At 72.2% G+C, this 23,598-nt stretch carries 24 protein-coding genes and 3 tRNA genes; 14 read left to right on the forward strand and 13 right to left on the reverse strand.

Annotated elements, in window-relative coordinates; all coding sequences use genetic code 11:
• The 3 genes from KKR01S_RS03410 to tadA all read right to left on the reverse strand — a co-directional run.
• A partial coding sequence (locus KKR01S_RS03410) for a YhgE/Pip domain-containing protein (protein WP_131800577.1) occupies nt 1-939 on the reverse strand: 939 nt, incomplete at its 3' end.
• A 9-nt stretch (nt 940-948) separates the two neighbouring features.
• The gene (locus tag KKR01S_RS03415) at nt 949-1,752 is read right to left on the reverse strand and encodes a P-loop NTPase family protein (RefSeq protein ID WP_058730747.1); all 804 of its coding nucleotides are present in this window, start codon (nt 1,750-1,752) and stop codon (nt 949-951) included.
• Nucleotides 1,753-1,890: 138 nt separating this feature from the next.
• On the reverse strand, nt 1,891-2,391 hold the full coding sequence (gene tadA / locus KKR01S_RS03420) for a tRNA adenosine(34) deaminase TadA (RefSeq protein ID WP_061225297.1): 501 nt from the start codon (nt 2,389-2,391) through the stop codon (nt 1,891-1,893).
• Between the two features lie 39 nt (nt 2,392-2,430).
• Here tadA and upp point away from each other — a divergent pair, with 39 nt between their 5' ends.
• From upp to KKR01S_RS03435, 3 genes are all read left to right on the forward strand, one after another.
• Nucleotides 2,431-3,069 carry a uracil phosphoribosyltransferase gene (gene upp / locus KKR01S_RS03425; RefSeq protein WP_058730749.1) on the forward strand — a complete coding sequence of 213 codons (639 nt, stop codon included), beginning with the start codon at nt 2,431-2,433 and terminating at the stop codon, nt 3,067-3,069.
• Between the two features lie 336 nt (nt 3,070-3,405).
• Entirely contained in the window at nt 3,406-4,191 is a 786-nt protein-coding gene (locus KKR01S_RS03430; protein ID WP_061225298.1) for a winged helix-turn-helix domain-containing protein, read from the forward strand.
• Nucleotides 4,192-4,266: 75 nt separating this feature from the next.
• Complete coding sequence (locus KKR01S_RS03435; RefSeq protein WP_058730751.1) at nt 4,267-4,791, forward strand: SixA phosphatase family protein; 525 nt, start codon at nt 4,267-4,269, stop codon at nt 4,789-4,791.
• A 219-nt stretch (nt 4,792-5,010) separates the two neighbouring features.
• Here the strand turns inward: KKR01S_RS03435 and KKR01S_RS03440 are convergent.
• Nucleotides 5,011-5,099: transfer RNA gene (locus KKR01S_RS03440), tRNA-Ser, on the reverse strand.
• A gap of 123 nt (nt 5,100-5,222) precedes the next feature.
• Between KKR01S_RS03440 and KKR01S_RS03445 the strand changes: the two genes are divergently transcribed.
• Together KKR01S_RS03445 and KKR01S_RS03450 are read left to right on the forward strand one after the other, a co-directional pair.
• Nucleotides 5,223-7,211, forward strand: coding sequence for an FAD/NAD(P)-binding protein (locus tag KKR01S_RS03445; protein ID WP_061225299.1), 1,989 nt, complete (start codon nt 5,223-5,225; stop codon nt 7,209-7,211).
• A gap of 43 nt (nt 7,212-7,254) precedes the next feature.
• The gene (locus KKR01S_RS03450) at nt 7,255-7,569 is read left to right on the forward strand and encodes a hypothetical protein (protein WP_058730753.1); all 315 of its coding nucleotides are present in this window, start codon (nt 7,255-7,257) and stop codon (nt 7,567-7,569) included.
• Between the two features lie 61 nt (nt 7,570-7,630).
• Here the strand turns inward: KKR01S_RS03450 and KKR01S_RS03455 are convergent.
• Nucleotides 7,631-7,718, reverse strand: a tRNA-Ser gene (locus tag KKR01S_RS03455).
• Nucleotides 7,719-7,824: 106 nt separating this feature from the next.
• Here KKR01S_RS03455 and KKR01S_RS03460 point away from each other — a divergent pair.
• The 6 genes from KKR01S_RS03460 to KKR01S_RS03480 all read left to right on the forward strand — a co-directional run bounded on the left by KKR01S_RS03460 (nt 7,825) and on the right by KKR01S_RS03480 (nt 13,273).
• The gene (locus KKR01S_RS03460) at nt 7,825-8,880 is read left to right on the forward strand and encodes an NAD(P)H-quinone oxidoreductase (RefSeq protein WP_061225300.1); all 1,056 of its coding nucleotides are present in this window, start codon (nt 7,825-7,827) and stop codon (nt 8,878-8,880) included.
• Nucleotides 8,881-8,944: 64 nt separating this feature from the next.
• Complete coding sequence (locus tag KKR01S_RS03465) at nt 8,945-11,254, forward strand: carbon starvation CstA family protein (protein WP_081101522.1); 2,310 nt, start codon at nt 8,945-8,947, stop codon at nt 11,252-11,254.
• Complete coding sequence (locus KKR01S_RS03470; RefSeq protein WP_311197649.1) at nt 11,251-11,466, forward strand: CstA-like transporter-associated (seleno)protein; 216 nt, start codon at nt 11,251-11,253, stop codon at nt 11,464-11,466. The genes KKR01S_RS03465 and KKR01S_RS03470 overlap by 4 nt, the downstream gene beginning before the upstream one ends.
• Before the next feature lie 175 nt (nt 11,467-11,641).
• Nucleotides 11,642-11,977, forward strand: coding sequence for a hypothetical protein (locus KKR01S_RS11120; protein ID WP_196826086.1), 336 nt, complete (start codon nt 11,642-11,644; stop codon nt 11,975-11,977).
• Nucleotides 11,938-12,600, forward strand: coding sequence for an alpha/beta hydrolase family protein (locus tag KKR01S_RS03475; RefSeq protein ID WP_196826085.1), 663 nt, complete (start codon nt 11,938-11,940; stop codon nt 12,598-12,600). The genes KKR01S_RS11120 and KKR01S_RS03475 overlap by 40 nt, the downstream gene beginning before the upstream one ends.
• A gap of 46 nt (nt 12,601-12,646) precedes the next feature.
• Complete coding sequence (locus tag KKR01S_RS03480) at nt 12,647-13,273, forward strand: NAD(P)H-binding protein (protein WP_061225301.1); 627 nt, start codon at nt 12,647-12,649, stop codon at nt 13,271-13,273.
• 147 nt (nt 13,274-13,420) lie between these two features.
• Here the strand turns inward: KKR01S_RS03480 and KKR01S_RS03485 are convergent, their stop codons facing one another.
• From KKR01S_RS03485 to KKR01S_RS03500, 4 genes are read right to left on the reverse strand one after another with little or no spacing between them, the layout of a single operon-like run.
• A complete protein-coding gene (locus KKR01S_RS03485) occupies nt 13,421-14,161 on the reverse strand; it encodes an amino acid ABC transporter ATP-binding protein (protein WP_058730757.1) in 741 nt (246 codons plus the stop codon).
• Nucleotides 14,154-14,828 carry an amino acid ABC transporter permease gene (locus KKR01S_RS03490; protein WP_058730758.1) on the reverse strand — a complete coding sequence of 225 codons (675 nt, stop codon included), beginning with the start codon at nt 14,826-14,828 and terminating at the stop codon, nt 14,154-14,156. The genes KKR01S_RS03485 and KKR01S_RS03490 overlap by 8 nt, the downstream gene beginning before the upstream one ends.
• A gap of 4 nt (nt 14,829-14,832) precedes the next feature.
• Nucleotides 14,833-15,741 carry a transporter substrate-binding domain-containing protein gene (locus KKR01S_RS03495; RefSeq protein WP_081101523.1) on the reverse strand — a complete coding sequence of 303 codons (909 nt, stop codon included), beginning with the start codon at nt 15,739-15,741 and terminating at the stop codon, nt 14,833-14,835.
• Nucleotides 15,738-16,871, reverse strand: a complete 1,134-nt coding sequence (locus KKR01S_RS03500) for a trans-sulfuration enzyme family protein (protein WP_058730760.1) — start codon at nt 16,869-16,871, stop codon at nt 15,738-15,740. The genes KKR01S_RS03495 and KKR01S_RS03500 overlap by 4 nt, the downstream gene beginning before the upstream one ends.
• 277 nt (nt 16,872-17,148) lie before the next feature.
• Between KKR01S_RS03500 and KKR01S_RS03505 the strand changes: the two genes are divergently transcribed.
• On the forward strand, nt 17,149-17,667 hold the full coding sequence (locus tag KKR01S_RS03505) for a dehydrogenase (RefSeq protein ID WP_244884093.1): 519 nt from the start codon (nt 17,149-17,151) through the stop codon (nt 17,665-17,667).
• Nucleotides 17,668-17,711: 44 nt separating this feature from the next.
• Here the strand turns inward: KKR01S_RS03505 and KKR01S_RS03510 are convergent, their stop codons facing one another.
• Nucleotides 17,712-18,362 (reverse strand): response regulator, encoded by a 651-nt coding sequence (locus KKR01S_RS03510; RefSeq protein ID WP_099049715.1) that lies wholly within the window; start codon nt 18,360-18,362, stop codon nt 17,712-17,714.
• On the reverse strand, nt 18,362-19,966 hold the full coding sequence (locus tag KKR01S_RS03515) for a sensor histidine kinase (protein WP_217995726.1): 1,605 nt from the start codon (nt 19,964-19,966) through the stop codon (nt 18,362-18,364). The genes KKR01S_RS03510 and KKR01S_RS03515 overlap by 1 nt, the downstream gene beginning before the upstream one ends.
• A gap of 169 nt (nt 19,967-20,135) precedes the next feature.
• Here KKR01S_RS03515 and KKR01S_RS03520 point away from each other — a divergent pair, with 169 nt between their 5' ends.
• Both KKR01S_RS03520 and KKR01S_RS03525 read left to right on the forward strand, forming a co-directional pair.
• Nucleotides 20,136-21,269, forward strand: coding sequence for an ABC transporter permease (locus KKR01S_RS03520; RefSeq protein WP_061225304.1), 1,134 nt, complete (start codon nt 20,136-20,138; stop codon nt 21,267-21,269).
• The gene (locus KKR01S_RS03525) at nt 21,269-22,123 is read left to right on the forward strand and encodes an ABC transporter ATP-binding protein (protein ID WP_081101524.1); all 855 of its coding nucleotides are present in this window, start codon (nt 21,269-21,271) and stop codon (nt 22,121-22,123) included. Before KKR01S_RS03520 ends, KKR01S_RS03525 begins: the two co-directional genes overlap by 1 nt.
• Nucleotides 22,124-22,158: 35 nt before the next feature.
• On the opposite strand, the gene KKR01S_RS03530 is transcribed toward KKR01S_RS03525, so the two are convergent.
• Entirely contained in the window at nt 22,159-23,010 is an 852-nt protein-coding gene (locus tag KKR01S_RS03530; protein ID WP_058731364.1) for an HpcH/HpaI aldolase/citrate lyase family protein, read from the reverse strand.
• A 296-nt stretch (nt 23,011-23,306) separates the two neighbouring features.
• Nucleotides 23,307-23,382: transfer RNA gene (locus KKR01S_RS03535), tRNA-Thr, on the reverse strand.
• Between the last annotated feature and the right edge of the window lie 216 nt (nt 23,383-23,598).

Consider the following 23,598-nt stretch of genomic DNA (forward strand, 5'->3'; position numbering starts at 1 on the left):
GCCCTGCGCGAGGGTGGCCGTGCCGTCCTTGAGCTGGCCGGAGCCGTCGGCCAGCTGCTGGGTGCCGTCCTTCAGCTGCCCGGCGCCGCTGCGCAGCTGCCCGGTGCCGTCGGCCAGCTGCCCCGTCGCGGAATCCAGCTGCTGGGCCCCGTCATCGAGCTGCTGGGCCCCGTCCAGACCCTGCCGCTGCCCGTCCACCAGCTGGTTCTCGGCGTCGTGCAGCTGGTGCGCGCCGCTGTTGAGCCGCTGGGAGCCGCTGACCAGGTCCGAGGTGCCGCCCTTGAGGCGATCGATGGCGCTGCCCAGCTGCACGGTCCCATCGGTGACCTTCTGGGACCCGTCCCGGGCCTCGACCAGCTGGCCGTGGATGTCGGTGAAGCTGGCCAGCAGCTGGTTGGCGGTCTCGTCGCCGACCTGGCTGGCGACGGTGTCGCGCACCGAGGTGCCCGCCTTCTCCACGATGTTGGTCAGCAGGTAGTTGTTCGCGTCGTTGGTGATGATCTCCAGGCCGGCCTTCTGGGGATCCACCTCGCCCGTCTTGCCGTTCTCATCCGGCTGGAACCGGGAGGTGGACAGCAGCTTCTGGGAGAAGTCCGAGGGGATGACGAGGGCGAAGCCGAGCTCGCCCTTCTCCACCTTGTCCACGGCCTCCTGTCGGGTGCTCACGTCCTGCCAGTCGAAGTTGCCGGCGTCCTTGAGCTCCTTCGCGACGTCCTCGCCGGTGTTCACATGCTTGCCGGACTCGTCGGTGGCGCCGCGATCGGACTGCACGAGGGCGGCCGAGACGTTGTCCACCCGACCGTACGGATTCCAGTTGGAGTACAGGTACACCCCGCCGTACAGCAGGGGCACGAGGGTCACGGCGAGCATGACCAGCTTGGGCAGCACGCCGTGGGAGAAGCGCTTGAGCTCGGTCAGGGCGAGGCGTAAGGACGTCACGGTCTTCTCCTAGTTCTCGTTCTCGGCGGTCTGGTCGGCGTCGTCGCCCTCGGGTTCGATCTCCTCGGCCGCGGCCTCCAGGTCGAACAGCTCCTCGAGGGAGAGCATCCGGGTGGGCGGGAGAGGGTCCTCCGCGGGCTGCCGGTGGCGTCCGCCCTCCTCCTCGTCGGCGATGTCGGGTCCGCGCCCGCCCTGCGGGTCCCCCTCGATGGCCACGGGGCCGTACCACTTGTCCGAGACGTGGGGGACGACGGCGATGACGGCGCGCGGGTGCTCCTCGTCCTGGGCCAGCTCCAGCAGGCGGGGGATCCAGGTGACGGAGTAGTGGGCGTGGCGGGAGGGGGTGTCGAAGACCAGCAGGTCCGCCCCGGAGTTGTGCCGGGCCAGGGCGGTCATGAGCCGGATCCGCTGCTCGCCGGTGAGCTGCTCGTCCCAGAGGTTGTTCAGATCCGCCAGGCCGTTCTCCTCGAGCCAGCGCCCGGAGTGGGGACGCTGCAGGAAGGGGTGGGGCATGTAGGAGAGCATCTCGGAGACGTAGTCGCGCACCCGCATGTGCTTCTCCATCTCGTTGAGCTCGGGGGCGTCCACGATGCTCGCGTGCCGGCGCAGGGCCTTGCGGGAGGACTCCTCGTTCCAGGTGATGGATCCGGACTCCGGTTTCATGCGCCCGGTGAGCACCAGGGCCAGGGCGGTGCGGGTCAGCTGTCCGGAGGCCTGCAGCAGCAGCAGCTCTCCGGGGGCCACGTCCAGGGAGGTGCGCTGGATCAGGGGGGCGTGGCGCCCCTTGGCGGTGATGTTCTCGGCGTGCAGCACGGCGGAGGAAGCCTCCAGGGTGGGGGTGGGATGGGTGGCGGTGCACGCCCGGCGTCGAGCGCGCGTCGTCGAGCAGAGCACCACTCTAGTTGAACTGACCGGTCAGTTCTAGATCGGAGCCCCGAATGCTTTGTGAGGTTATGCACCCGGGCGGCGGGCCGCGAAGAACTCCCGCAGCAGCCCCGCGCACTCGGCCTCCCGGACCTCGGGCAGCACCTCGGTCCAGTGGTTCAGCCGCCGCTCCCGCAGCACGTCGAAGACGGAGCCTGCGGCGCCGGCCTTCTCATCCCAGGCGCCGAAGACCACGCGGGGGACCCGGGCCAGTACGATCGCGCCCGCGCACATCGAACACGGCTCCAGCGTCACCGCCAGCGTGCACCCCGCCAGACGCCAGGTGCCCAGTTCCCGGGCGGCCTCGCGGATCGCGAGGATCTCCGCGTGGGCCGTCGGATCGGCGTCGGCTTCCCGGCGGTTGCGCCCCCGGCCGATGATCCTCCCGTCCGGACCGATCACCACGGCCCCGATCGGCACGTCGTGAGTCTCCAGGGCCGCTCGGGCCTCGCGCAGCGCCGCGTCCATCCAGCGCTCGGACTCGGACGGGATGGGGGCGCGACGCGCCGGGGGAGGGGGGCTGGCCATTCCACCATTGTCGGGCATCGCCTGCGATAGCGTGGGGCCATGCGCGTCACGATCCTGGACCACCCGCTCGTCTCCCACAAGGTCACCGTCCTGCGCGATGAGCGCACCTCCTCCCCGCAGTTCCGGGCCCTGGTGGATGAGCTCGTGACCCTCCTGGCCTACGAGGCCACTCGCAGCATCCGTGTGGAGCCGGTCACCGTGCGCACCCCGGTGGCCGAAGCCCGGGGGGTGGGCATCTCCCGGCCCCGTCCGCTCGTCGTCCCGGTGCTGCGCGCCGGGCTGGGCATGCTCGAGGGGATGACCCGGCTGATCCCGACGGCGGAGGTCGGGTTCCTGGGCATGGCCCGCAACGAGCAGACCCTGGACATCGTCACCTACGCCGAGCGCCTGCCGGATGACCTCACCGGACGCCAGGTCTACGTGCTGGACCCGATGCTGGCCACCGGCGGAACCCTGATCGAGGCCATCCGCTTCCTGCGCCAGCGCGGGGCGGACCACATCACCTGTGTGTGCATCCTCGCCGCCCCGGAGGGCATCGCCGCTCTGGAGGAAGGGGTTGCGGATCTGCCGGACGTGGATCTGGTGCTCGCGGCGCGGGATGAGCGGCTCAACGAGAAGGCCTACATCGTCCCCGGGCTGGGGGATGCGGGGGACCGGCTGTACGGCGTCGTGGACTGACCCGGCGCGGGTGAATCGGATACGATCGCGGGAGCCCTTGACAGCTTCGCGATGCTGTGATCTCGAATCCCCTCGGGGGGCTCAGGGCGGAGGGAGCTCCGCTCCGCAGCCCGAGCTGCCGCGGTGGAGACGCCCTGCGCTCCGGTGCCCCCGGGTGTGCGGCACGTGCCGTCGAGGCTGCATAGGCTGTCGGATCCCCCACATCCATCTCACGATGCGAGATAATTGCGGGCATGTTACTTGCGGCTGGTGCGGGTTCGGACGACGATGGACGCGACGGGTTCTCCCGACGGCGGACCCGTCGCCCCGCAGACCCCACGAAGAGACGAGACTCCGATGTCAGGCGCCCCCGGTTATGTCCACATCTCCCAGCGCAACCGCGTGGTCCCGGCGCGGGGGATGCGCGGGATGGCCGCTCCGGTGAGCGGGCGCGGCGCCGTCGGCGAACCCTCCTCCTACCACTCCCTGCGCTCCGGGCCGCGCCCCGTCGCCTCGAACGCCGCCCCGGGGGCCACGGATCACGAGGCCCGCGGCTTCGTGCTGTACGTGGGCCTGAACGAGGACGTTGCGGCGGAGAACGGCACCTCCCTGGTGCGCATGGTCCAGGACATCCGCGCCTACGCCCAGACCCTGGTGCCCCAGGCGGAGTCCTACGCCGCCGTCGCGATCGCCCCCACCGGCACCGACGGCTCGGACCTCGAGGTGGTGCGCGACGCGCTGGGCGATCCGACCACCCCGCGCCACCAGGCCGAGGTCGGCGCGCAGCAGGGCTTGGGCCCCGAATCCTCGCCGAGCCGGCCCGCCGGCGTGCTCATCGACCTCTCCCGCCGCGAGGTCTTCCTGGACGGGGAGGTCCTGAACCTCACCTACAAGGAGTTCGAGCTGCTGAACTACCTGGTGGAGAACTCTCGGCGCACCGTGAACCGCGAGGAGCTGCTGAGCTCCCTGTGGCGCGACGCCGAGGAGACCCCCAATGAGCGCACCATCGATGTGCACATCCGGCGCCTGCGCTCCAAGCTGGGGCGCCTGGCCAACACGGTGCGCACCGTGCGGGGGCAGGGCTACCGGTTCTACGAGCACCCCGAGGTCATCGTCTGGGCCGCCCCCGAGTACTCCATCTGATCCTGGTTTCGCACCGCCGTCTCCCTGGCGTGCGCTGCGCGGGCGCCGGGCGGGGATCATCCCTAGACTGACGCCATGAGCTCTCCGACCTCCCTGCCGAAGACCCTCGTGATCATGCGCCACGCCGAGGCGGACATGCCGTGGGGGACCGGCGACTTCGACCGCCCCCTGACCCGGCGCGGTCGGGAGCAGGCCCCGGCGGCCGGACGGTGGCTGCTGGAGCACGGCGCGGTCCCGGAGATGATCCTGTGCTCCGCCGCCCTGCGCACTCGGCAGACCTGCACGTGGGTCGCCGATGCCCTGGGCGATGAGGCGCCCACGGCGAGCCTGGACGAGCGCCTGTACAACTGCTCCCCCGCCACGCTGCTGACGGCGGTGAACCGGGTCCCGGAGACCGTGGACTCCCTGCTGGTCATCGCCCACTACCCGGCGGTGCAGGAGGTGACCGAGCGCCTGGCCTCCCGGGACTCGGACTACGACGCCGTGATGGACGCCTCCGCCGGTTTCCCACCGTCGTCCCTGGCGGTGTTCTCCTTCGACGCCGACTGGGCCGCCCTGGACGGCGCCGACGCCCGCCTCACCGCCTTCGCCGCCTTCTGAGGCACGGGCACGGCGTCGGCCTTGGGCGGCGTTCGGGTGCGAGGTTCGTGCTGAGGTGCGCGGTTCGTGTTGGGGATGCCGCACGGCGGGAGGCATCTCAGCACGAACGCCGCATCTCAGCCAGCCGATGTTATCGATCAGCTATCACGCGCCCCTCCAGGACGCGAAGAAGGCCCTCGGATCCCTGTTATAACAGGGATCCGAGGGCCTTCCCTTCGGCGGAGACGGGGGGATTTGAACCCCCGGTCCGGTGTTAGCCGGACCCTTCATTAGCAGTGAAGTCCATTCGGCCGCTCTGGCACGTCTCCGTGTGCTCTCCCGGGGGTCGGGCGGAACCGCATCCGGGAGAACAGCTCTTCCAGCGTACCGAGTGCCCGCGAGCCAGGTCAAAACCCCCGGTGCTGAGCTCGCGCCCCCGATAGACTGGGGATATGGCCAGAAAGCAGCGGATCGTCATCGTCGGAGTCGGCCCGCGCGGACTGTCCGCGCTGGAGCGCATCGTCGCCCGGGCGGCCGCGCATCCGGAGCTCGCCGCCGAGGTGCACCTGGTGGACCCCTTTCCGCCGGGGGCGGGGCACGTGTGGCGCACGGACCAGTCCCGCCTGTACCTCATGAACACCCCCGCGTTCTTCCCCACCGTGGTGCCCAGCGACCGGACCCTGGCCACCGCCGAGGGGCCGACCCCGCCCGCGCCCGTGCCGGCCGTGGCCGGGCTGACCTTCGCCCGGTGGCGACAGCTGCTGGCCGAGGACCCGTCCCGCGCCGTCGTCGGGCTGTCGGAGGAGGACGTCGCCGAGCTGCGCGCGATGGGACCCTCCGGGTTCCCGTCCCGCAAGATCTACGGGACCTACCTCTCGGATGTGCACGCCCGGCTGATGGGCGCGCTGCCCGCCGGGATCGGGGTGTCCCACCACGCCCAGGAGGCGGTGCGGGTCGCCGCCGCCGGGCCCCGCGCGGATCGGCCGTACCGGGTGGAGCTGGGCGACGGCGTCGTGCTCTCCGCCGATGCGGTGATCCTGGCCCTGGGGCACACGGACGCGACCCTGCGCGATGACCAGCAGGACCTCATGGAGTTCGCCGCCCAGCACGGGGCCCGCTACCAGCCCCCGGCCGTTCCGGCGGATGTGCGCTGGGGCGCGCTGCCGGCCGGGCGCAACGTGCTGGTGCGCGGGATGGGACTGAACTTCCATGACGTGCTGACCCGGGTCACCGAGGGCCGCGGCGGCGTCTTCGAGGAGGACCCGGCCGACTCCCAGCGGCTGATCTACCGGCCCAGCGGCCGGGAGCCGAAGATCTGGGTGGCCTCCCGCCGCGGGACCCCCTACCGGGCCAAGGCCGTGCTGGACAGCTACTACCCGCCGTCGGTGGACAACCGCTTCTTCACCCGCGAGGTCGTGGACCGAACGCGCGCGGCGGCGGCCGAGCAGGGCCGGGAGGTGGACTTCGAGGCCGAGTACTGGCCGCTGATCCGCCGGGACGCACAGTGGAACTACTACCGCACGCTGGTGCGCACCGACCCCGACGCCGTGCAGGGGGACCCGCAGGAGTTCCTGCGGGAGGTGGAGCGGATCCTGACCGATCCGGACCAGGGCTCCTGGTGGGCCAGGATGGATCGGTTCGCCGCGCAGCGGGTGCAGGAGCGGCTGATCCTGCGGCCGGAGCGGCTGATGCGCCCCTTCGCCGGGGTCAGCTTCGACTCCCACGAGGAGTACGCCGCGGCCTTGGTGCACTTCCTGGATCGCGACGTCGCCGCCTCCTTCGCCGCGCAGGACAGCCCGCTGAAGATGGCCATCGGCTCCCTGAACCTCGCCCGCGCGCTGGCCAAGCACGCGGTGCGCGACCGCGGCATCTCGGGGGAATCCTGGCTGCGGGGGCTGGAGCGCAGCTTCGGCGCCCTGACGGACGGTCTGGCCTCCGGCCCGCCGGTGCTGCGGATCCAGCAGACGGCGGCCCTGGCCCGCGCCGGAATCCTGCGCTTCCTCGGCCCGGACCCGGTGTTCTCCACCGATCCAGAGACCGGGTGCTTCGCGGCCTCCTCCCCGTGGGTGCGCGACGAGCCGGTGGAGGCCACATGGATGGTCGAGGCCCTCGCCCCGGCCAACGACGTGCGCGCCAGCACCTCTCCGCTGATCGGGGGACTGTTCGAGGACGGGCTGGCCCGGCCGTGTCCCCTGCGTCTCGGGGACGGCGCGGCGCCGACGCCTGGGCGCGGCTTCGACGTCACGGCCTCCCCGTACCGGCTGATCCGGGCCGACGGCGCCCCGGAGCCCGGGGTCTACGTGCTGGGTCTGCAGCTGTCCTCCGCGCAGTGGGGCACGGCGATCGCCGCGCAGACCGACGCGGAGCTGGCTTTCAGCGCTTCGACCCTGGCCGACGCCGAGGCGGCGGTCGCCGCGATCCTGGGCCCGGTGGGCGCATGAGCGGGTCGGCATATTTTCGGATGTTCATGGAAGGGGGCCGGCCATGCTGAAGCACCGCGACGGAGAGCCGCGTCGTCCGGAGCGGCCTCGGCGGCCCGGCACCGAGACGTGGTCCCTGGTCCTGTTCCTGCTGGCCACGGCCCTGACGATCGCGGTGCCGTGGCTGGTGGGCCTGACGCCCGGGCCCACCAGTGCGGCGGCGTTCATGTTGATGGTCGGGCCGCTGGTGCTGGGGCTGGCCGGGGCGCGCCTGGCCCTGGAGACGCGCAACATCCCCCTGGTGGCGCTGAATACCGCGGCGGCCTTCCTGTTCATGCCGATCGCCTCGGTGATTGTGAACATGACGGCCGGAGCCTGAGGGTGGACGCGGCCCGGGGCGCGTCCGTGATCGGTGGGGCGCCCCGGGCCGGGAGTGAGAGCGGAAGCTGAGGGATTCGAACCCTCGGTGCGGGGTCGCCGCACACCGGTTTTCAAGACCGGCTCCTTCGGCCGCTCGGACAAGCTTCCAAGTCAGCGCCGGGTTCCTGCCAGTAGGATGGAGGTTCGACTCGACGCGGTAGCCCATCTTACCGGCCCCGCTGGAAAGCTGTCACGGAAAGCGAGCCCCATCCCCATGCGAGCAGTAGTGGAATCCCGCCACGGCGGCCCCGAGGCCCTGGAGGTCACCGAGATCCCGGACCCGGCCTGCGGGCCGCAGCAGGTCCTGATCCGCGTGCACGCGGCCGGCATCAACCGCGCCGACGTCCTGCAGCGCCAGGGGAACTACCCCATCCCGCCGGGGGCCACCTACATCTACGGGCTGGAGGCGGCCGGCACGGTCCTGGAGATCGGCCGGGAGGCGGAGGGGCACCACGGGCTGAAGGTCGGGGACCCGGTGATGGCCCTGCTGGACAGCGGCGGCTACGCCGAGAAGGTCGCCGTGCACCACGCCCAGGTCATGCCGATGCCGGAGGACCTGGACTTCGTGCAGGCCGCGGCCCTGCCGGAGGTCGCCGCGACCGTGTGGTCCAACCTGTTCGTGACCGAGGGGCTCAGCCCGGACGGGCCCAACGACGACGAGGAGTTCGTCCTCATCCACGGCGGCACCGGCGGCATCGGGATGCACGCGATCCAGCTGGTCCGCTCCCTCGGCTACCGGGTGCTGACCACCGTGGGCAGCCGGGACAAGGCCGAGCGGGTCCGCCGGCTCGTCGCGCAGCAGGATGAGACCATCCGGCTCACCGGCGCCCACCAGGCCGGGGACGTGCGCGTCATCGACTACACCCGCGAGGACTTCGCCGCGGTGGTCCGGGAGGCCACCCGCGGGGTCGGGGCTGCGGCGATCCTCGACGTCGTCGGCGGGAAGTACCTGCAGGCCAACGTGGACTCGCTGTCCTGGCGCGGACACCTGGTGATCATCGGGCTGCAGGGCGGGGCGCGGGGCGAGCTGGATCTGTCCGCCCTGATGTCCAAGCGGGCCAGCATCACCGCGACGACGCTGCGCGTGCTCTCCCCGGAGGCCAAGGGGGAGATCCTCAGCGACCTCTCGGAGACCGAGCTGCCTCTGCTGGAATCCGGGGTCATCGACCCGATGGTGGACCGGGCGTTCCCCCTGGAGCGGGTGCGCGAGGCCCACGAGTACTTCGACTCCGGGGAGCACCGCGGGAAGGTCGTGCTGCGTCTGGCGTGACGGGGGTCTCGTCTGTGCCACAATGGTGGGGCACATCACCCGCACGAGGAGTCGACGGAGACCCATGAGCACCACCGCGCCCGCCGCCCCGCCCGAGGACCGGGCCCCGCAGGACCAGCCGCCCAACCACGTCGATCCCGAGGTCCTGGCCGCGGAATCCCGCCGGTGGACCCCCGCCCGGATCGCCGTGTGGGTCGGCGTCGGGCTGCTCGGCGGGCTCGGGTGGACCATGCTGGCCCTGGTGCGCGGGGAGACCGTCAACGGCATCTGGTTCGTCTTCGCCGCGGTGTGCAGCTACCTCATCGCCTACCGCTTCTGGTCCACCTACATCCAGGACAAGCTGGTCCGCCCGGATGACCGGCGCGCGACCCCCGCCGAGGCGCAGGAGGACGGCCGGGACTACATGCCCACGGACCGGCGGGTGCTCTACGGGCACCACTTCGCCGCGATCGCCGGGGCCGGTCCGCTGGTGGGCCCGGTCCTGGCCGCCCAGATGGGCTACCTGCCGGGGACCATCTGGATCATCGTCGGGGTGATCTTCGCCGGGGCCGTGCAGGACTACCTGGTGCTGCACTTCTCGATGCGCCGCGGCGGGCGCTCCCTCGGGCAGATGGCCCGGGACGAGTTCGGGCCGATCGGGGGGTTCGCCGCGATCCTGGCGACCCTGGCGATCATGATCATCATCACCGCGATCCTCGCGCTGGTCGTGGTCAACGCGCTGGCCGAATCCCCGTGGGGCGTGTTCAGCGTCGGCATGACGATCCCCATCGCCCTGTTCATGGGGGTGTACCTGCGCTGGCTGCGGCCCGGGAAGGTCATGGAGATCTCCCTGATCGGCTTCGCCCTGCTGCTGGCCGCGATCATCGCCGGCGGCTGGATCGCGGGCACGGAGTGGGGCCGGGCCCTGTTCACCCTGGATAAGGTGACCCTGGCCTGGTGCGTCATCGGCTACGGCTTCATCGCCGCGATCCTGCCGGTCTGGCTGCTGCTGGCCCCCCGGGACTACCTCTCCACATTCATGAAGGTCGGCACCATCGTGCTGCTGGCCGCGGGGATCATCCTCGTGCGCCCGGAGATCTCTGTCCCCGCCTTCTCCGAGTTCGCCTCCCGCGACGACGGCCCCGTGTTCTCCGGCTCCCTCTTCCCGTTCCTGTTCGTCACCATCGCCTGCGGGGCGCTGTCCGGCTTCCACGCGCTGATCGCCTCCGGCACCACGCCCAAGCTCGTGGAGAAGGAGCGCCAGACCCGCTTCATCGGCTACGGCGGGATGCTCATGGAGTCCTTCGTGGCGATCATGGCGCTGGTGGCCGCCCTGACCGTGGACCGCGGCGTGTACTTCGCGATGAACTCCGGGGCCGGGGCCACCGGCGGCACCGTCGAGGGGGCGGTGGCCTTCGTGAACTCCCTCGGCCTGACGGGGGTGCACGTGACCCCCGAGCTGCTGGACGGCACCGCCCACGCGGTCGGGGAGCACTCGATCGTCTCCCGCACCGGCGGCGCGCCGACCCTCGCGGTGGGCATGGCCGGGATCATGCACCAGCTGATGCCGAGCCTGGACCTGATGAGCTTCTGGTACCACTTCGCGATCATGTTCGAGGCCCTGTTCATCCTCACCGCGGTGGACGCCGGAACCCGGGTCGCCCGCTTCATGCTGCAGGACTCCCTGGGCAACGTGGTGCCGCGGTTCAAGGATCCCCGCTGGCGGCCCGGGGCGTGGCTGTGCACCGCGGTGATGGTCGCCGGTTGGGGGTCGATCCTGCTGCTGGGGGTCACGGACCCGCTGGGCGGGATCAACACGTTCTACCCGCTGTTCGGCATCGCCAACCAGCTGCTGGCCGCGATCGGGCTGGCCGTGTGCCTGGCGATCGCGGCGAACAAGGGGCGGGCCCGGTACCTGTGGATCATCGCGGTGCCGCTGGCCTTCGACGTCGTGGTCACCACGGTGGGCTCCTGGCAGAAGATCTTCTCGGCCAACCCGAAGATCGGCTACTGGGCCAATCACGCCGCGGCCAGGGAGGCGCTGGACTCCGGTGCCGGGACGTACGGCACCGCGAAGACTCCGGAGGCGATCGCGGCGGTGGTGCGCAACACCGCGGTGCAGGGCACGCTGTCCGTGCTGTTCGTGGTGCTGACCCTGATCGTGGTGGCCTGCTCGGTGGCGGTCACCCTCCGGGCGCTGCGCGGCCGGCCGGGCCCGGACCGCGACGACCCGTTCGTCGCCTCCCGGATGTACGCCCCGGCGGGTCTGATCCCAACCCGCGCGGAGAGGGAACTGGAGAAGGAATGGGCCGCGTTCGACGCCGCCCGCCCGCGGGGCGGTGCCGGGGGCAGTTCCGGGGCCGGTACCGATGCCGGTGCGGGGGCCGACCGGTGAGCGGGGGCCGCGGCGGGATGGGTCTGCTGATGCGGCTGCGCGAGTCCGCTCCGGTGCGCTTCGCCGCCGGGGTGCTCGGGGCGGACAAGTACCGGGGCTACCTGGAGTACCACCGCCGAGCAGGCCTCGCCGATCCGCCGATGACCGAACGCGAGTACTGGCGCCGCCTGGCCGAGCACCAGGAGGCCCACCCGGGGGCTCGCTGCTGCTGAAACCGCCCGCCTCTCGCCGCGGCGTCGTCGTCATCGGGTCCGTTTCCGCCCAGAGGGCATCTCCCGGAACGGGGTTGCCCGGGTGCGGAGCCGTCCGAGACAGTGGTCTCGGAGAACCTGGACCCCGGGTCGCACGGGCTCGACCCCGTGAGGAACCACAGCCCCTGGAGGGATCATGACGGAGAAGAACATCGGGCAGCACGACGCCGCGGCCCCGCAGCCGGGCGATGCCACCCTGGAGCAGCTGGTGGACCAGTACGCGCAGATGTTCGCCACCGGGGTGCGCACCCCGGTGCTCAAGCGCCCGGACGACTACGGCATGGCCTTCGAGGAGGTCACCTTCCCCTCCCTGGACGGGGTGCCGCTGGAGGGCTGGCTGATCCCGGCGGATTCGGATCGGCTGCTGATCATCAACCACCCGATGACCTGCAACCGCTACGGCTTCCCCGGCCATCTCGCCCCTACGACCAGATGTTCGGCGGCTTCGAGGTGGACTTCCTGCCGGAGCTGAAGCACCTGCACGAGGCCGGGTACACCATCCTCACCTACGATCTGCGCAACTGCGGGCTGTCCGGTCAGGGCAACGGCGGCTTCTCCGGGCTGGGTCTGCTGGAGGCGCGCGACGTCGTCGGCTCCGTGCGCTACGCCCGCTCCCGCGAGGACCTCGCGGGGATGAAGCTGGGCCTGTTCAGCCGCTGCATGGGCGGGAACTCCACGATCATCGCGATGGACCGCTGGCCGGAGGAGTTCCGGGACGTGCAGGCGCTGGCGGTGCTCAACGTGGTCTCCGGGCGCACCTTCGTGGAGCAGGGCGCGCGCAACATCGGAGCGGATCCGCGGGAAGCGGTGGCGCGGCTGAGCGAGAAGCTGCTGCAGACCAACGGCATGCGCCTGGCCGAGGAGACCCCGGCTCCCCACGCGCCGGCGGTGAAGGTGCCGACCCTCATGGCGCAGCTGCACCGGGACTTCCTCATCGACGCCGACGGCGACGGGCGCGAGATCTTCGAGGCCCTGGGCGCGGAGGACAAGGAGCTGTTCTGGATCGAGGACTCCAACCAGCGGTTCTACGCCTACAACCACTTCGGGCAGCACCCGGAGAAGCTCATCGGGTTCTTCGACGAGAAGATGGCCTGATCAGGTCCCCGACCCGGTGGACGCGCAGCGAGAGAAGGAGACGATGATGACGAAGGTGCTGGTGCTGGGAGCCGCGGGGCAGATCGCCCGGCAGGCCATCCCGATGCTCGACGCCGCAGGCGCCCAGCTGACCCTGTACGCCCGGGACGCCTCCCGGGTGCAGGCCCCGGCCGGAGCCCGCGTGGTGGAGGCCGATGTGAAGGACGAGGGTGCGCTCGCCGAGGCCCTGGCCGGCCAGGACGTGGTCTACGCGAACCTGGGCGCGGACCTGGACGTGCAGGCGGGGATCCTGGTGGAGGCGATGGGCCGGGCCGGGGTCTCCCGGCTGATCTTCGTGGACGCCCTGGGCATCTACGACGAGCTGCCGCCCGCGTTCAACGACTGGAACCAGTCCATGATCGGGGAGCCGCTGAAGGTGTTCCGCCGGGCGGCGGACACCGTGGAGGTCTCGGATCTGGAGTGGACCATCCTGCGCCCGGCCTGGCTGACCGACGCCGATGAGGTCGACTACGAGCTGACCGGCCGGGAAGAGACCTTCCGGGGCACCGAGGTGTCCCGGAAGTCCGTGGCCGCCTTCGTCGCCGAGCTCGCGGCCCACCCGCAGGAGCACGTCCGGGAGAACCTGGGACTGGGCAAGCCCGGCACCGACGGCGACAAGCCCTCCTGGTACTGACGCCCCGGGGGTCAAGCACCTGCGCTGAGGTGCGGGTTTCGTTCTCAGATGCGGGGTTCGTGCTGAGATGCCGCACGCCGTGACGCATCTGAACACGAACCTCGCATCTCAGCAGAAACCCCGCATCTCACGCGGGGCCCGCGCCGCTCAGATCGCGTCGAAGATGTTCAGGTACCGGCGCACCCGCTCGGACTCGGAGGTGAAGAACTCCTCCGGGGTGCCGTCGAAGCCGATGCCGCCGTCGGCCAGGAACACGATCCGGTCCGCGACCTTCCGGGCGAAGCCGATGTTGTGGGTGACCACCACCAGGGAGCGGCGCTCCCGGGCCAGCTCCACCATGACCTTGATGACCTCGGCCTCCAGCTCCGGGTCCAGGGCGGAGGTCGGCTCGTCGAAGAGCAGGTAGTCCGGCTCCACGGCCAGCGCCCGGGCGATCGCCACGCGCTGCTGCTGACCGCCGGAGAGGTTCTGCGGGTACTCCTCCAGGCGCCCGCCCATGCCGACCTTCTCCAGCAGCTCGACGGCGCGCTCGCGGGCCTGCGTCCGGTTCAGCTTCCCGTTGAGCACCGGCGGCAGGGAGACGTTGGTCAGCACGGTCTGGTTGGGGAACAGGTGGTAGTCCTGGAAGACCATGGCCGAGTGTCGGCGGATCCGGCGGATCGCGGCCTCGGCCGGGCGGGCCCCATCGAAGTCCACCGCGTCCTCCCCGATGCGCAGGGTCCCGTCGTCGGGGATCTCCAGCAGGTTCATCAGCCGCAGCAGGGTGGACTTGCCGGAGCCGGAGGGCCCCAGCACCACGGTGGTCTGCCCGTCGCGCAGGGTCAGGTCCACTCCACTGAGCACGGTCTGGCCGGAGAAGGACTTGGCGATGTTCTTCAGCTCAAGCATTGCTGCTCCTGAGGTAGCGGTTGGAGGCCCGCTCCACGCGGGACTGGATCCAGGACAGGACCGTGAAGATCACCAGGTAGACCAGGGCCACCTCGGTGTACAGGGCCAGCGGCTGGAAGGTCGTGGCCGCGATCTGACGGCCCACCTGGAAGACGTCGGACAGGGTGATGACCATGACCAGGGAGGTGCCCTTGACCAGGTCGATCAGGTCGTTGCCCAGCGGGGGCAGGGCGATGCGCAGGGCCTGCGGGGCGATCACGTGGCGCAGCATCTGCGGTCCCGTGTAGTTCAGGGTGCGGGCGGCCTCGAGCTGCCCGCGGGGGATCGAGTGCACCGCGGCGCGCAGGGTCTCCGCGGCGTAGGCCCCGGTGTTCAGGCTGAAGGCGATGATCGCGGAGGTCCACGCGGAGAAGGTCACCCCGATGGCCGGCAACCCGTAGAAGATGATGAACAGCTGCACGAGGATCGGGGTGCCGCGGAACAGCCAGACGTACACCGCGGAGATCCAGCGCAGCGGGGCCACGCGGGACAGCCGCATCGCGGTGGCCAGCACCGCGATCAGCAGGGCCAGCGCGAAGGCGACGGCGGACAGCGGAATGGTCACCTTGAGGGTGGCCAGGAGCAGCTGGGGCAGGGATTCTCCCCAGAGGTTCAGCAGGTCGGTCATGGGTTCAGCCCTTGGTCTGGGAGGCGGAGGGAGTGAGGTCCTGGGAGACGTACTTCGCGTAGATGCGGGTGAGGTCCCCGTCGTCGATGTGCCGGCGCAGAGATGCGTCGATCGCGTCCTTCAATGCGGTCTGTCCCTTGCCCATCAGGATCGCGGAGTCCACGGCATCGCCCAGGACGCCGTCGAGCAGGCGCACGTTGATGTCGGGACGCTCCCGGAAGAACGCGTCGAAGGTGACGAAGTCGTTGGCGGTGCAGTCCACCCGGCCGTAGTGCACGAGCATCGCGGCCTCGTCGAAGCCGGTCACCGGCACGATCTGGGCCCCGTGCTCGGCCATCTGCTGGCCGTAGTTGGAGGTCAGGGTCTGGGCCGCGGAGTGTCCGGAGACCTCGTCCACCGAGTGCAGGGCGGAGTCCTTGGCCACCCCGACCCGGCCCTCGCTCACCGCGTAGGGGATGGAGAAGTCGAAGGCCTTCTTCCGCTCGTCGGTCGGGGCGATGTTGTTGATGACGATGTCGTAGCGTCCGGCGTCCACCCCGGCGATCAGGGAGTCCCACTGGGTCTCCACGTACTCGGCCCTCACCCCGAGGTCCGCGGCGATCAGGTCCGCGATCTCCTTCTCGAAGCCCACGAGCTTCCCGGAGGAGTCGTGGTAGCCGTAGGGGCGGAAGGTGCCCTCCATCCCGATGCGGATCACCCCGTCCTTCCGGATCCGGGCCAGGGCGTCGTCGGAGCCGGCAGAGGCGCTCGAGGAGCCCTCGGCATCGGAGCCGGCGGTGCCGCAGGCGGCCAGCACCGCGCCGAGGCCGGCGAGTCCCGCCAGGCCCAGGGCCCGACGCCGGGTCACCGGCCCACCGGGGGCTCCCGGCCCTGACGGGTGCCCGCCCCTTCGTGGAGGACGGGCGGTGCTCATGCCGCCTCCAGGGCCTGGGTGAGATCCGCGATGAGGTCTTCGGCGTCCTCGATGCCCACGGCCACGCGCAGCAGCTGCTCGGGGATCAGGGCGGCCTCGCGGTGCTCGTCGGTGTAGGCCCCGTGGGTCATGTGCGCGGGCAGGCAGATCAGGGATTCGATGCCGCCCAGGCTCACCGCGAAGCCCCACACCCGCAGGGCCCCGAGGAAGGCGCGCACGTCCCGGCCCTCGGCCAGCTCCATGGAGAACACCGCGCCGGGACCGTCGGCCTGGCGGGCCTGGATCTCGGCTTCGGCCTCGCTGTGGGAACCGGGCACGTGGACCTTCGCCACCGCCGGGTGCGCTTCCATCGCGGCGATGACCTTCCGGGCGTTGTCCTGCTGCCGGTCCATCCGCACCGCGAGGGTCTTCACGTCCTGCAGCAGCCGGTAGGAGTCGATGGGGGAGAGCACCGCCCCGGAGACCAGCTGGGACTGGGTCATCCGGGCGGCGATCTCGTCGTCGTCGGTGCTCACGACGCCGCCGAGCAGGTCCCCGTGCCCGGCGAGGTACTTGGTCGCGGACTGCACGACGACGTCGGCACCCAGGGCCAGCGGGCGCTGCAGGTACGGGGTGAGGAAGGTGTTGTCCACGACGACGTACGCGCCGTGGCGGTGGGCCAGCTCGGCGACCCGGGCGATGTCGGTGACCCGCAGGGTCGGGTTGGCCGGGGTCTCGATGAACACCATCTTCACGGAGTCGTCGAAGTCCTCGTCGGTCAGCTCGTTCAGGTCCGTGACGAAGCGGTGCCCGATGCCGCGCTGGGGCAGCTCGATGGTCGCGAAGCGGTAGTTCCCGCCGTAGACGGGCAGGCTCATGATGATCGAGTCCCCGGTGCGCAGCAGGCCCATCGCCGCGGAGGTCGCGGCCATGCCGGTGGCGAAGGCGAAGGCGTGGCGGGCCCCCTCCAGGGCGGCCAGCGTCTGCTCCAGGGCGGTGCGGGTGGGGTTGGCGCCGCGCTGGTACTCGTATTCGCCCTCCCCGCCCGCGGTGGGCTGGAGGAAGGTGGAGGCGGTGTAGATCGGCGGGACCACGCCGCCCTGCTCGACGTCGTGCAGCGCGTGGATGGTGCGGGTGGTGATGCCTGCCAAGGGGCCTCCTCGATCGGGTGCGTCCGGTGTCACCTGAGCCAAGCATGGCAGAGGGGGAGGAAATTCCCGGGTCGGTGGGTTTGTGGGTCGCACCGCGGCCAGTATGACGTCGCGTGTCCGTCAGCTGGTGATTTCCTGGGTGTGGCGACCGATCCCGATGACGCTCTGTCGCCAAGTCCCCGCCGGCGGTAGACTGGTGGGGACTTAGGGTGACCTCACCTGCGCGCGAGCCGCGCCGCGGTGGCGTCGCCGACACGGGCGCGACGGGAAGGCGGTGATGGACATGGGGCTGACGACGTTCCTGCAGGCGCGCCGCGATGCCGCGGAGCTGGGTGAGGGCGTGTGGCGCCGCGCGCACGATCGCTTCCGCCGGGGCCTGGACCGTTTCCACCAGATCCTGGAGCGCCTGCCCGAGGGCGAGGTGCTGGAGCAGACGATCCCCCTGGCCAACGAGCTGGCGGACCTGCTGCTGCGGGTGCGCGCCGTGGCCGCGGCCGCCCAGGCCGCAGCCCCCAGCTCCTCCACGGACGTCCCGGCCTCCCGGGATGGGCGCTGGTCCGAGCTGCACCGGGCGCTGTCCAAAGCCGGCAATGCCGTCGCGCAGTGCGCGGAGGCCCTGGCGATGATGCGCTGCAGCGGCGCCTGCGCGAGCGGATGCGCCGCGGCCGACGCCGTGAGCCGGCGCGTGGCCGCCGTCGTCGAGCAGGTGGCCGCCGCCGAGGCGCTGCTGCCCGGCCGTGAGCAGCCCCAGCCCGCAGCACCCGCCGTGCCCGCCCCGGCCGACTCCGCCGCCTGAGGCCCGTCCGCACCGGGGCGGTGGCCCGGCCCCGTCGGCTCGGTTCAGAGCAGCCGGCGCTCGCGGGCCGCGGCCACCGCGGCGGTGCGGGAGCCGACCCCCAGCTTCTCGTAGATGTGCACCAGGTGCGTCTTGACCGTGGCCTCGGAGATGAACAGGGTCCGGGCCAGCTGCCGGTTGCTCGCCCCGGTGGCCAGCAGCCGCAGGATCTCCGTCTCCCGTTCGGACAGGGCCGTCTCCGGGCGGCTCATCCGCTGCAGCAGCGCCGCCGAGACCTCCGGGGCCAGGGTGCTGCGCCCGGCCGCGGTGTCCAGCACCGCCCGGCGCAGGTCCTCCGGCGGGGCGTCCTTCAGCAGGTACCCCAGGGCCCCGGCCCGCACCGCCGCGAGGATGTCCGCCTGCGTGTCGAAGGTCGTCAGGATCAGCACGGGCGGGCCGCCGGCCTCCCGGAAGCGGCGGGTCGCGGTGATCCCGTCCATGCCCTTCATCTGGATGTCCATCACGACGACGTCGGCCGACTCCCCGGCCGCCGCCAGCTGGGCCGCGCGCTCCAGCGCCGCCGCACCGTCCGCGGCCTCGGCGGCCACGCTCAGCTCCGCGAACCCCTCCAGCAGGGCCCGCAGCCCCGCGCGCACCACGGGGTGGTCATCCACCAGCAGCACCCGCACGGGGTGCGCCGTCTCGTTCCCGTCCATCATCCTCGCCTCCCGTCCTGCGTCTCCCTCGGGCCCGCCGATGGCGCCGCCCCGGCGACCCGCCCGGCCGTCCCGGCCGCCGCATCGAGGGCTGCCGCGGACTCCGCGGTCTCCTCCGAGGCGTCATCCGCGGTGCTCGCGGACCCGACGGCGTCGCCGGTCGCGGAGGTCAGCGGCAGGCGCATCCCGATCACCGTGCCCTCCTCGGGTGCCGAATCCACCGTCAGGCTCCCGCCCAGGGTCTGCAGCCGACGCCGCAGCCCCGGCAGCCCGTACCCGGAATCCGACCCGCCCGCGGCCCGGGGATCCTCCAGGGTCGCGGGGTCGAAGCCGACGCCGTCGTCGTAGACATCCAGCAGGGCCTCCTCCGCGGAGACGGTCAGGGTCAGCACGGCCCGGGCCGCCCCGGCGTGGGCGGTGACGTTGGCCAGGCTCGCCTGCGCCCCGCGCAGCAGCGCGGTCTGTACCGGCTCCGGCAGCTGCGTCGCCTCCCGGCCCTCCAGCCGCAGCGAGCACTCCAAGCGCTGCCCGCGGGCCGCCTCCTGCGCCTCGGTGCGCCGGCACAGGACGGTCAGCGCCTCCGGCAGCCCCGGCCCCTCGGGCACGGCGGCCAGATCCCGCACGAACCGGCGCGCCTGCGCCAGGTTCTCCCCGGCGCCCTCCTCGATCACGGCCAGCTGCCGCTGCACCTGCCGGGTGTTCCCGGCCGCCAGCCCGGCGCGCGCCGCCCGGGCGACCAGCAGGATCGAGGACAGTCCCTGGGCCACGGTGTCGTGGATCTCCCGCGCCAGCCGCTCCCGCTCCTCGGCGCGCCCGGCCCGCCGCTCCCGCTCCGCCAGCTCCGCCTGGGCCAGGCGCAGCGCCTCCGCGGTGCGTGCGTGGTGCTCGGCGTCGGCGGCCAGGGAGCGGTACGTGGAGGAGATGACCACCGCCAGCACGGCCCCCAGCAGCGGACCCACCGCGGCGCCGGCGGAGTAGTCCCCGCCGCCGTGGGCCAGGGGCACCAGGGCCGAGACCGCCCACAGCAGGACCACCGCGGCCAGGCCTGTCCGATGCGGGCACAGGTGCAGGAACAGGAACATCAGCGGGAAGACCACCCACACGAAGTCCGGGGAGATGGCCACCAGGCACAGCCACAGCAGCGTCACCGCCGCCAGCCACGACCCGGCCCACCGCCGCGGAACCCCGGAGGGCGCACCCTCCGGCCCGGCGCCAGGCCCGGCTCCCGGTTCGGAGCCCGGGACGGTCTCACCCCGCCCCGCCCGGCGCGCGTGGCGGTTCTCCCACACGGTCCCGGCCAGGTACACCGCGGCCAGCAGCGCGGTGGCCGCGATGGCGCAGGCCGCCGGGGCGGCGTCGGGAACCCGGGTGCCCGTCCAGAGGTAGCGGACCAGGCCGAAGCCCAGCAGGAACGCGAACATCACGTGCAGCGCGACCCGCAGGGTCCGCAGCACGGGCAGCTGGGGCCGGGTGGCCCGGGAGACCGGGTGCCCGGTCGCGGAGTGCCCGGCGGACGCGGTGCGGGACCGCCCGACGGCGCGGGCGCGCGAGGCGGCGACGGGATCGGCGGTCGGATCGGCGGGTGGGTCGAGGGGGCGGGGCACGGGATCACTGTAGCTGCCGTGGGCCCCGCCGGGCCGGGTGCGGGCGGCGTCGGACCCGGACATCAACCGAACGGATGAGCCCGGATCCGCCGGGGCCCCGATGTGCCGGACACCCCCGCCGCCGGAGAGTGGAGATCGATACGGACGAGACCCGAGAAAGGAGCCCACGATGTACCTGGGCATCCGCGACATCCGCGCCGCGAAGGGCCGGTTCGCGCTGATCGGCTCGGTGGTCGGGTTGATCACCCTGCTGCTGGTCATGCTCACCGGCCTGACCGGCGGGCTGGGGGCGCAGAACACCTCCGCGCTGAGCGCGTTGAAGGCGGACCGCTTCGTCTTCGGCCCCGGCACCTCGCAGAGCGACGACGGGAAGCCCCCGCAGGCCGAGGTCTCCTTCACCGCCTCCGGGATCACCCGGGAGCAGGCCGAGGCCTGGCGGGGCACCGACGGGGTGGAGCAGGCGACGCCGATCGGCATCACCCAGACCCGGGTGGAGGGGGACTCCGCCGCCACCGCCGCGATCTTCGGGGTGCCCGACGGCTCCGACCTGCCTCACCGGGCCGCCGGCGAGCCGCTGCAGGGGACCGCGCAGATCCGCTCCGGGACCGCCGTCGTCTCCCGCACCGCGGCCTCTGACCTCGGCGTCGGGGTGGGGGACCGGGTCGCCGTCGGCGGCCGGACGCTGGAGGTCACCGGGGTGCTGCCCGACGAGTGGTACAGCCACAGCCCCGTGATCTGGACGGACACCGGCGCCTGGCAGGGCCTGACCCACGCCTCCGGCGCCGGAGAGCAGACCCCCGTCGGCACGGTGCTGGCGGTGCGGGGGAACCTGGACGACGCCGCCTGGACCGCCGCGGAGCATCGCACCGACACGGTCACGGCCACCACCCGCGGATCCTTCCAGGGGCTGGCCTCCTACTCCTCGGAGCGGGGCTCCCTGCTGACCATGCAGGGCTTCCTCTACGGGATCTCCGCGCTGGTGACGATCTCCTTCCTCACCGTGTGGACCATCCAGCGCACCCGCGACATCGCGGTGCTGCGAGCCCTCGGCGCGGCCGGGTCCTACCTGGTGCGCGACGCCGTCGGGCAGGCCGCCGTGATCCTCGCCGTCGGGGTCGCGGCCGGGACGCTGGCGGCCACCGGACTCGGCGCCCTCGCCGCCCGCGGGGTGCCCTTCACGCTGGACGCGGCCACGACCCTCGTCCCGGCCGCCGGAATCTGGATCCTCGGGATCCTCGGCTCGCTGGTCGCGGTGCGCCGAGTCGCCACCGTGGACCCCATGATCGCCCTGGGAGGCAACTGATGAGCACCATCGAGAAGATCGAGAAGACCCTGCACCCGACCGCCGGACACACCCCCGAGCACCGGGCCGGCGAGCACCGGGGTGCTGGCCATCGGGCCGACGAACGCCCGGTCGAGCGGTCACGGCGTGAGCCGGTCGGCGAGGCCGCCTCTTCGCCCCTGGTCCTGCGCGGGGTGAGTCTGGAGTACCCGGACGGCACGGACGAGGACGGCCGGCCGCGGACCCTGCAGGCCCTGGATTCCGTGGATCTGAGCGCCGAGCGCGGCCGACTGTGCGCCGTGGTCGGGGAATCCGGTTCGGGGAAGTCCTCGCTGCTGTCCGTGGCCGCCACGCTGATCGCCCCCACCGACGGGTCCGTGCGCATCGCCGGGACCGAGACCGTCGGGGCCGCGGAGAAGGAGCGGGCCCGGCTGCGGCGGGAGGAGATCGGCGTCGTCTTCCAGCAGCCCAACCTCATCGCCTCCCTGACCGCGCTCGAGCAGCTGCTGATCGCCGAGCACATCCGCGGGCTGCGCGGGAAGCGGCTGCGGGCCCGCCGGGAGCGGGCCCAGGAGCTGCTGAACCGGGTGGGCCTGGCCGGTCTGGGGGATCGGCGCCTGCACCAGCTCTCCGGCGGGCAGCGTCAGCGGGTCAACATCGCCCGCGCGCTCATGGGCTCCCCGTCCGTGCTGCTGGCCGACGAGCCGACCTCCGCACTGGACGCCTCCCGCTCGCGGGAGGTCGTGCGGCTGCTGGCGGAGATCACCCGGGAATTCGACGTCGCGACCCTCATGGTCACCCACGAGACCGAGCTGCTGGACGCGGCGGACCGGGTGGTGACGATGAGCGACGGCCGCCTGACCGAGGGTGTCTGAGCCCGCCGGTCCGTCGGCGCGGGGACGCGGTGCGGTCAGTCCCGCCAGAGGCCGTAGGTCTGGGCCAGGGTGGAGACCTTCCGGGCTCGAGCCAGGCGCGGCAGGTAGGAGCCCTCCTTCGGGACGGCGCCGTCCTTCTCCTTCTTCAGCATCTCCCGCGCCCAGGAGATCTCCTCCTCGGAGGGAGCCAGGCCGCGGTTGATCGCATCCGTCTGCCCCGGATCCAGGGTGAGCTTGCCCGTCATGCCCATGGTCGCGGTGATCCGGCAGGCCTCCCGCAGGCCCGCCTCGTCCACGCCGTTGGCGGGGCCGTCGATGGGCCCGGGCAGGTTGCCCACCCGGGAGGCGATCACCAGGGTGGAGCGAGCATGGGCCATCGCCATCGGGTCATCGGAGATGCCGGTGTCCTTGCGGAAGTCCCCGGTGCCGAAGGCCAGGCGGAAGGTCCCCGGGGCCTTGGCGATGTCCACCGCGTTGACCAGGCCCACCGCGGACTCGATCAGCCCGATCACCGGGGTGCCCGCGCGGGACATCATGGCGGTGCGGGTGATGTGATCCGGCTGCTCCGTCTCCGCCAGCACGATCCCGCGCAGCCCCTCCGCCTCGGACAGGGCCGCGAGGTCCTCGCTCCACTGGTCGGTGGTGATGGCGTTGACGCGCACCCACGCGCGCATGCCCGAGTTCAGGGCCCGCACCACGCGCTCGCGGGCGGAGTCCTTCTGATCCGCGGGGGTGCCGTCCTCCAGGTCCAGGATGATCGAATCCGCCTCGGACTCGTAGTTGGGCTCGAAGGAGTCCTCGTTGGCCGCGGAGGTCAGCAGCCAGGAGCGGGAGAGGCGGGCGGGCAGCTGGGCGGCGCGCTCGTTGCGGTGGAAGGTGTGCGGCATGGGGACCCTTTCGGACGTCGTCGGTTCGGCTCCCCACCCTACGCGGGGGCCCGCGCGGCTGTCTGTGGGGCGGGCCGCGCGGCGTCGGCGGCGGGCGCGGCGGCCACGTTGTGGGAGCCGTGCGGTGTTTCGGGAGCCCCGGCAGTGCTCCCGAAACACCGCACGGCTCCCGAATCCGGATTGCGGCTGCGCCCGGGTGCGTCCGACGGCGTCTGGCGGCACCGGGAGGGAGAGGTGCGCAGGACGCGACGCGGGCCGCGGCGTCGTCGTGGTGACGAGGCCGCGGCCCGCGGTGGTGGAGCCTCCTGCCGGAATCGAACCGGCGACCTAATCTTTACGAGGGATTCGCTCTACCGACTGAGCTAAGGAGGCAAGCGCTGGCCGCGCCCCGGCGGGAGGGAGCGGCGCAACGCGACCATCAGGTTACCAGACCCCGCCCGGCCCCGCACGACGCTCATCCGCTCCCACCGCTCCCCGAGCCGGCGCATCCGTTCCCGAATCCGGCGATTCTGGGAACCGATGCGCCGGGTCGCGGGAGGGGGAAGGCGGGAGGAGCGGGAGCCGACGTGCCGGCTCAGCTCCCCGGGA

The sequence above is a fragment of the Rothia kristinae NBRC 15354 genome (genome assembly GCF_001570865.1).
Taxonomy (GTDB): Bacteria; Actinomycetota; Actinomycetes; order Actinomycetales; family Micrococcaceae; genus Rothia; species Rothia kristinae.

What these genes read in the sequence shown, in the direction of transcription:
- tadA (WP_061225297.1), bottom strand. Translation starts at nt 2,391, where the DNA reads ATGGCCAGCCCCCCTCCCCCGGCGCGTCGCGCCCCCATCCCGTCCGAG.
- upp (WP_058730749.1), top strand. Translation starts at nt 2,431, where the DNA reads ATGCGCGTCACGATCCTGGACCACCCGCTCGTCTCCCACAAGGTCACC.
- KKR01S_RS03430 (WP_061225298.1), top strand. Translation starts at nt 3,406, where the DNA reads ATGTCAGGCGCCCCCGGTTATGTCCACATCTCCCAGCGCAACCGCGTG.
- KKR01S_RS03435 (WP_058730751.1), top strand. Translation starts at nt 4,267, where the DNA reads ATGAGCTCTCCGACCTCCCTGCCGAAGACCCTCGTGATCATGCGCCAC.
- KKR01S_RS03445 (WP_061225299.1), top strand. Translation starts at nt 5,223, where the DNA reads ATGGCCAGAAAGCAGCGGATCGTCATCGTCGGAGTCGGCCCGCGCGGA.
- KKR01S_RS03450 (WP_058730753.1), top strand. Translation starts at nt 7,255, where the DNA reads ATGCTGAAGCACCGCGACGGAGAGCCGCGTCGTCCGGAGCGGCCTCGG.
- KKR01S_RS03460 (WP_061225300.1), top strand. Translation starts at nt 7,825, where the DNA reads ATGCGAGCAGTAGTGGAATCCCGCCACGGCGGCCCCGAGGCCCTGGAG.
- KKR01S_RS03465 (WP_081101522.1), top strand. Translation starts at nt 8,945, where the DNA reads ATGAGCACCACCGCGCCCGCCGCCCCGCCCGAGGACCGGGCCCCGCAG.
- KKR01S_RS11120 (WP_196826086.1), top strand. Translation starts at nt 11,642, where the DNA reads ATGACGGAGAAGAACATCGGGCAGCACGACGCCGCGGCCCCGCAGCCG.
- KKR01S_RS03475 (WP_196826085.1), top strand. Translation starts at nt 11,938, where the DNA reads ATGTTCGGCGGCTTCGAGGTGGACTTCCTGCCGGAGCTGAAGCACCTG.
- KKR01S_RS03480 (WP_061225301.1), top strand. Translation starts at nt 12,647, where the DNA reads ATGACGAAGGTGCTGGTGCTGGGAGCCGCGGGGCAGATCGCCCGGCAG.
- KKR01S_RS03485 (WP_058730757.1), bottom strand. Translation starts at nt 14,161, where the DNA reads ATGCTTGAGCTGAAGAACATCGCCAAGTCCTTCTCCGGCCAGACCGTG.
- KKR01S_RS03490 (WP_058730758.1), bottom strand. Translation starts at nt 14,828, where the DNA reads ATGACCGACCTGCTGAACCTCTGGGGAGAATCCCTGCCCCAGCTGCTC.
- KKR01S_RS03495 (WP_081101523.1), bottom strand. Translation starts at nt 15,741, where the DNA reads ATGAGCACCGCCCGTCCTCCACGAAGGGGCGGGCACCCGTCAGGGCCG.
- KKR01S_RS03505 (WP_244884093.1), top strand. Translation starts at nt 17,149, where the DNA reads ATGGACATGGGGCTGACGACGTTCCTGCAGGCGCGCCGCGATGCCGCG.
- KKR01S_RS03510 (WP_099049715.1), bottom strand. Translation starts at nt 18,362, where the DNA reads ATGGACGGGAACGAGACGGCGCACCCCGTGCGGGTGCTGCTGGTGGAT.
- KKR01S_RS03520 (WP_061225304.1), top strand. Translation starts at nt 20,136, where the DNA reads ATGTACCTGGGCATCCGCGACATCCGCGCCGCGAAGGGCCGGTTCGCG.
- KKR01S_RS03525 (WP_081101524.1), top strand. Translation starts at nt 21,269, where the DNA reads ATGAGCACCATCGAGAAGATCGAGAAGACCCTGCACCCGACCGCCGGA.
- KKR01S_RS03530 (WP_058731364.1), bottom strand. Translation starts at nt 23,010, where the DNA reads ATGCCGCACACCTTCCACCGCAACGAGCGCGCCGCCCAGCTGCCCGCC.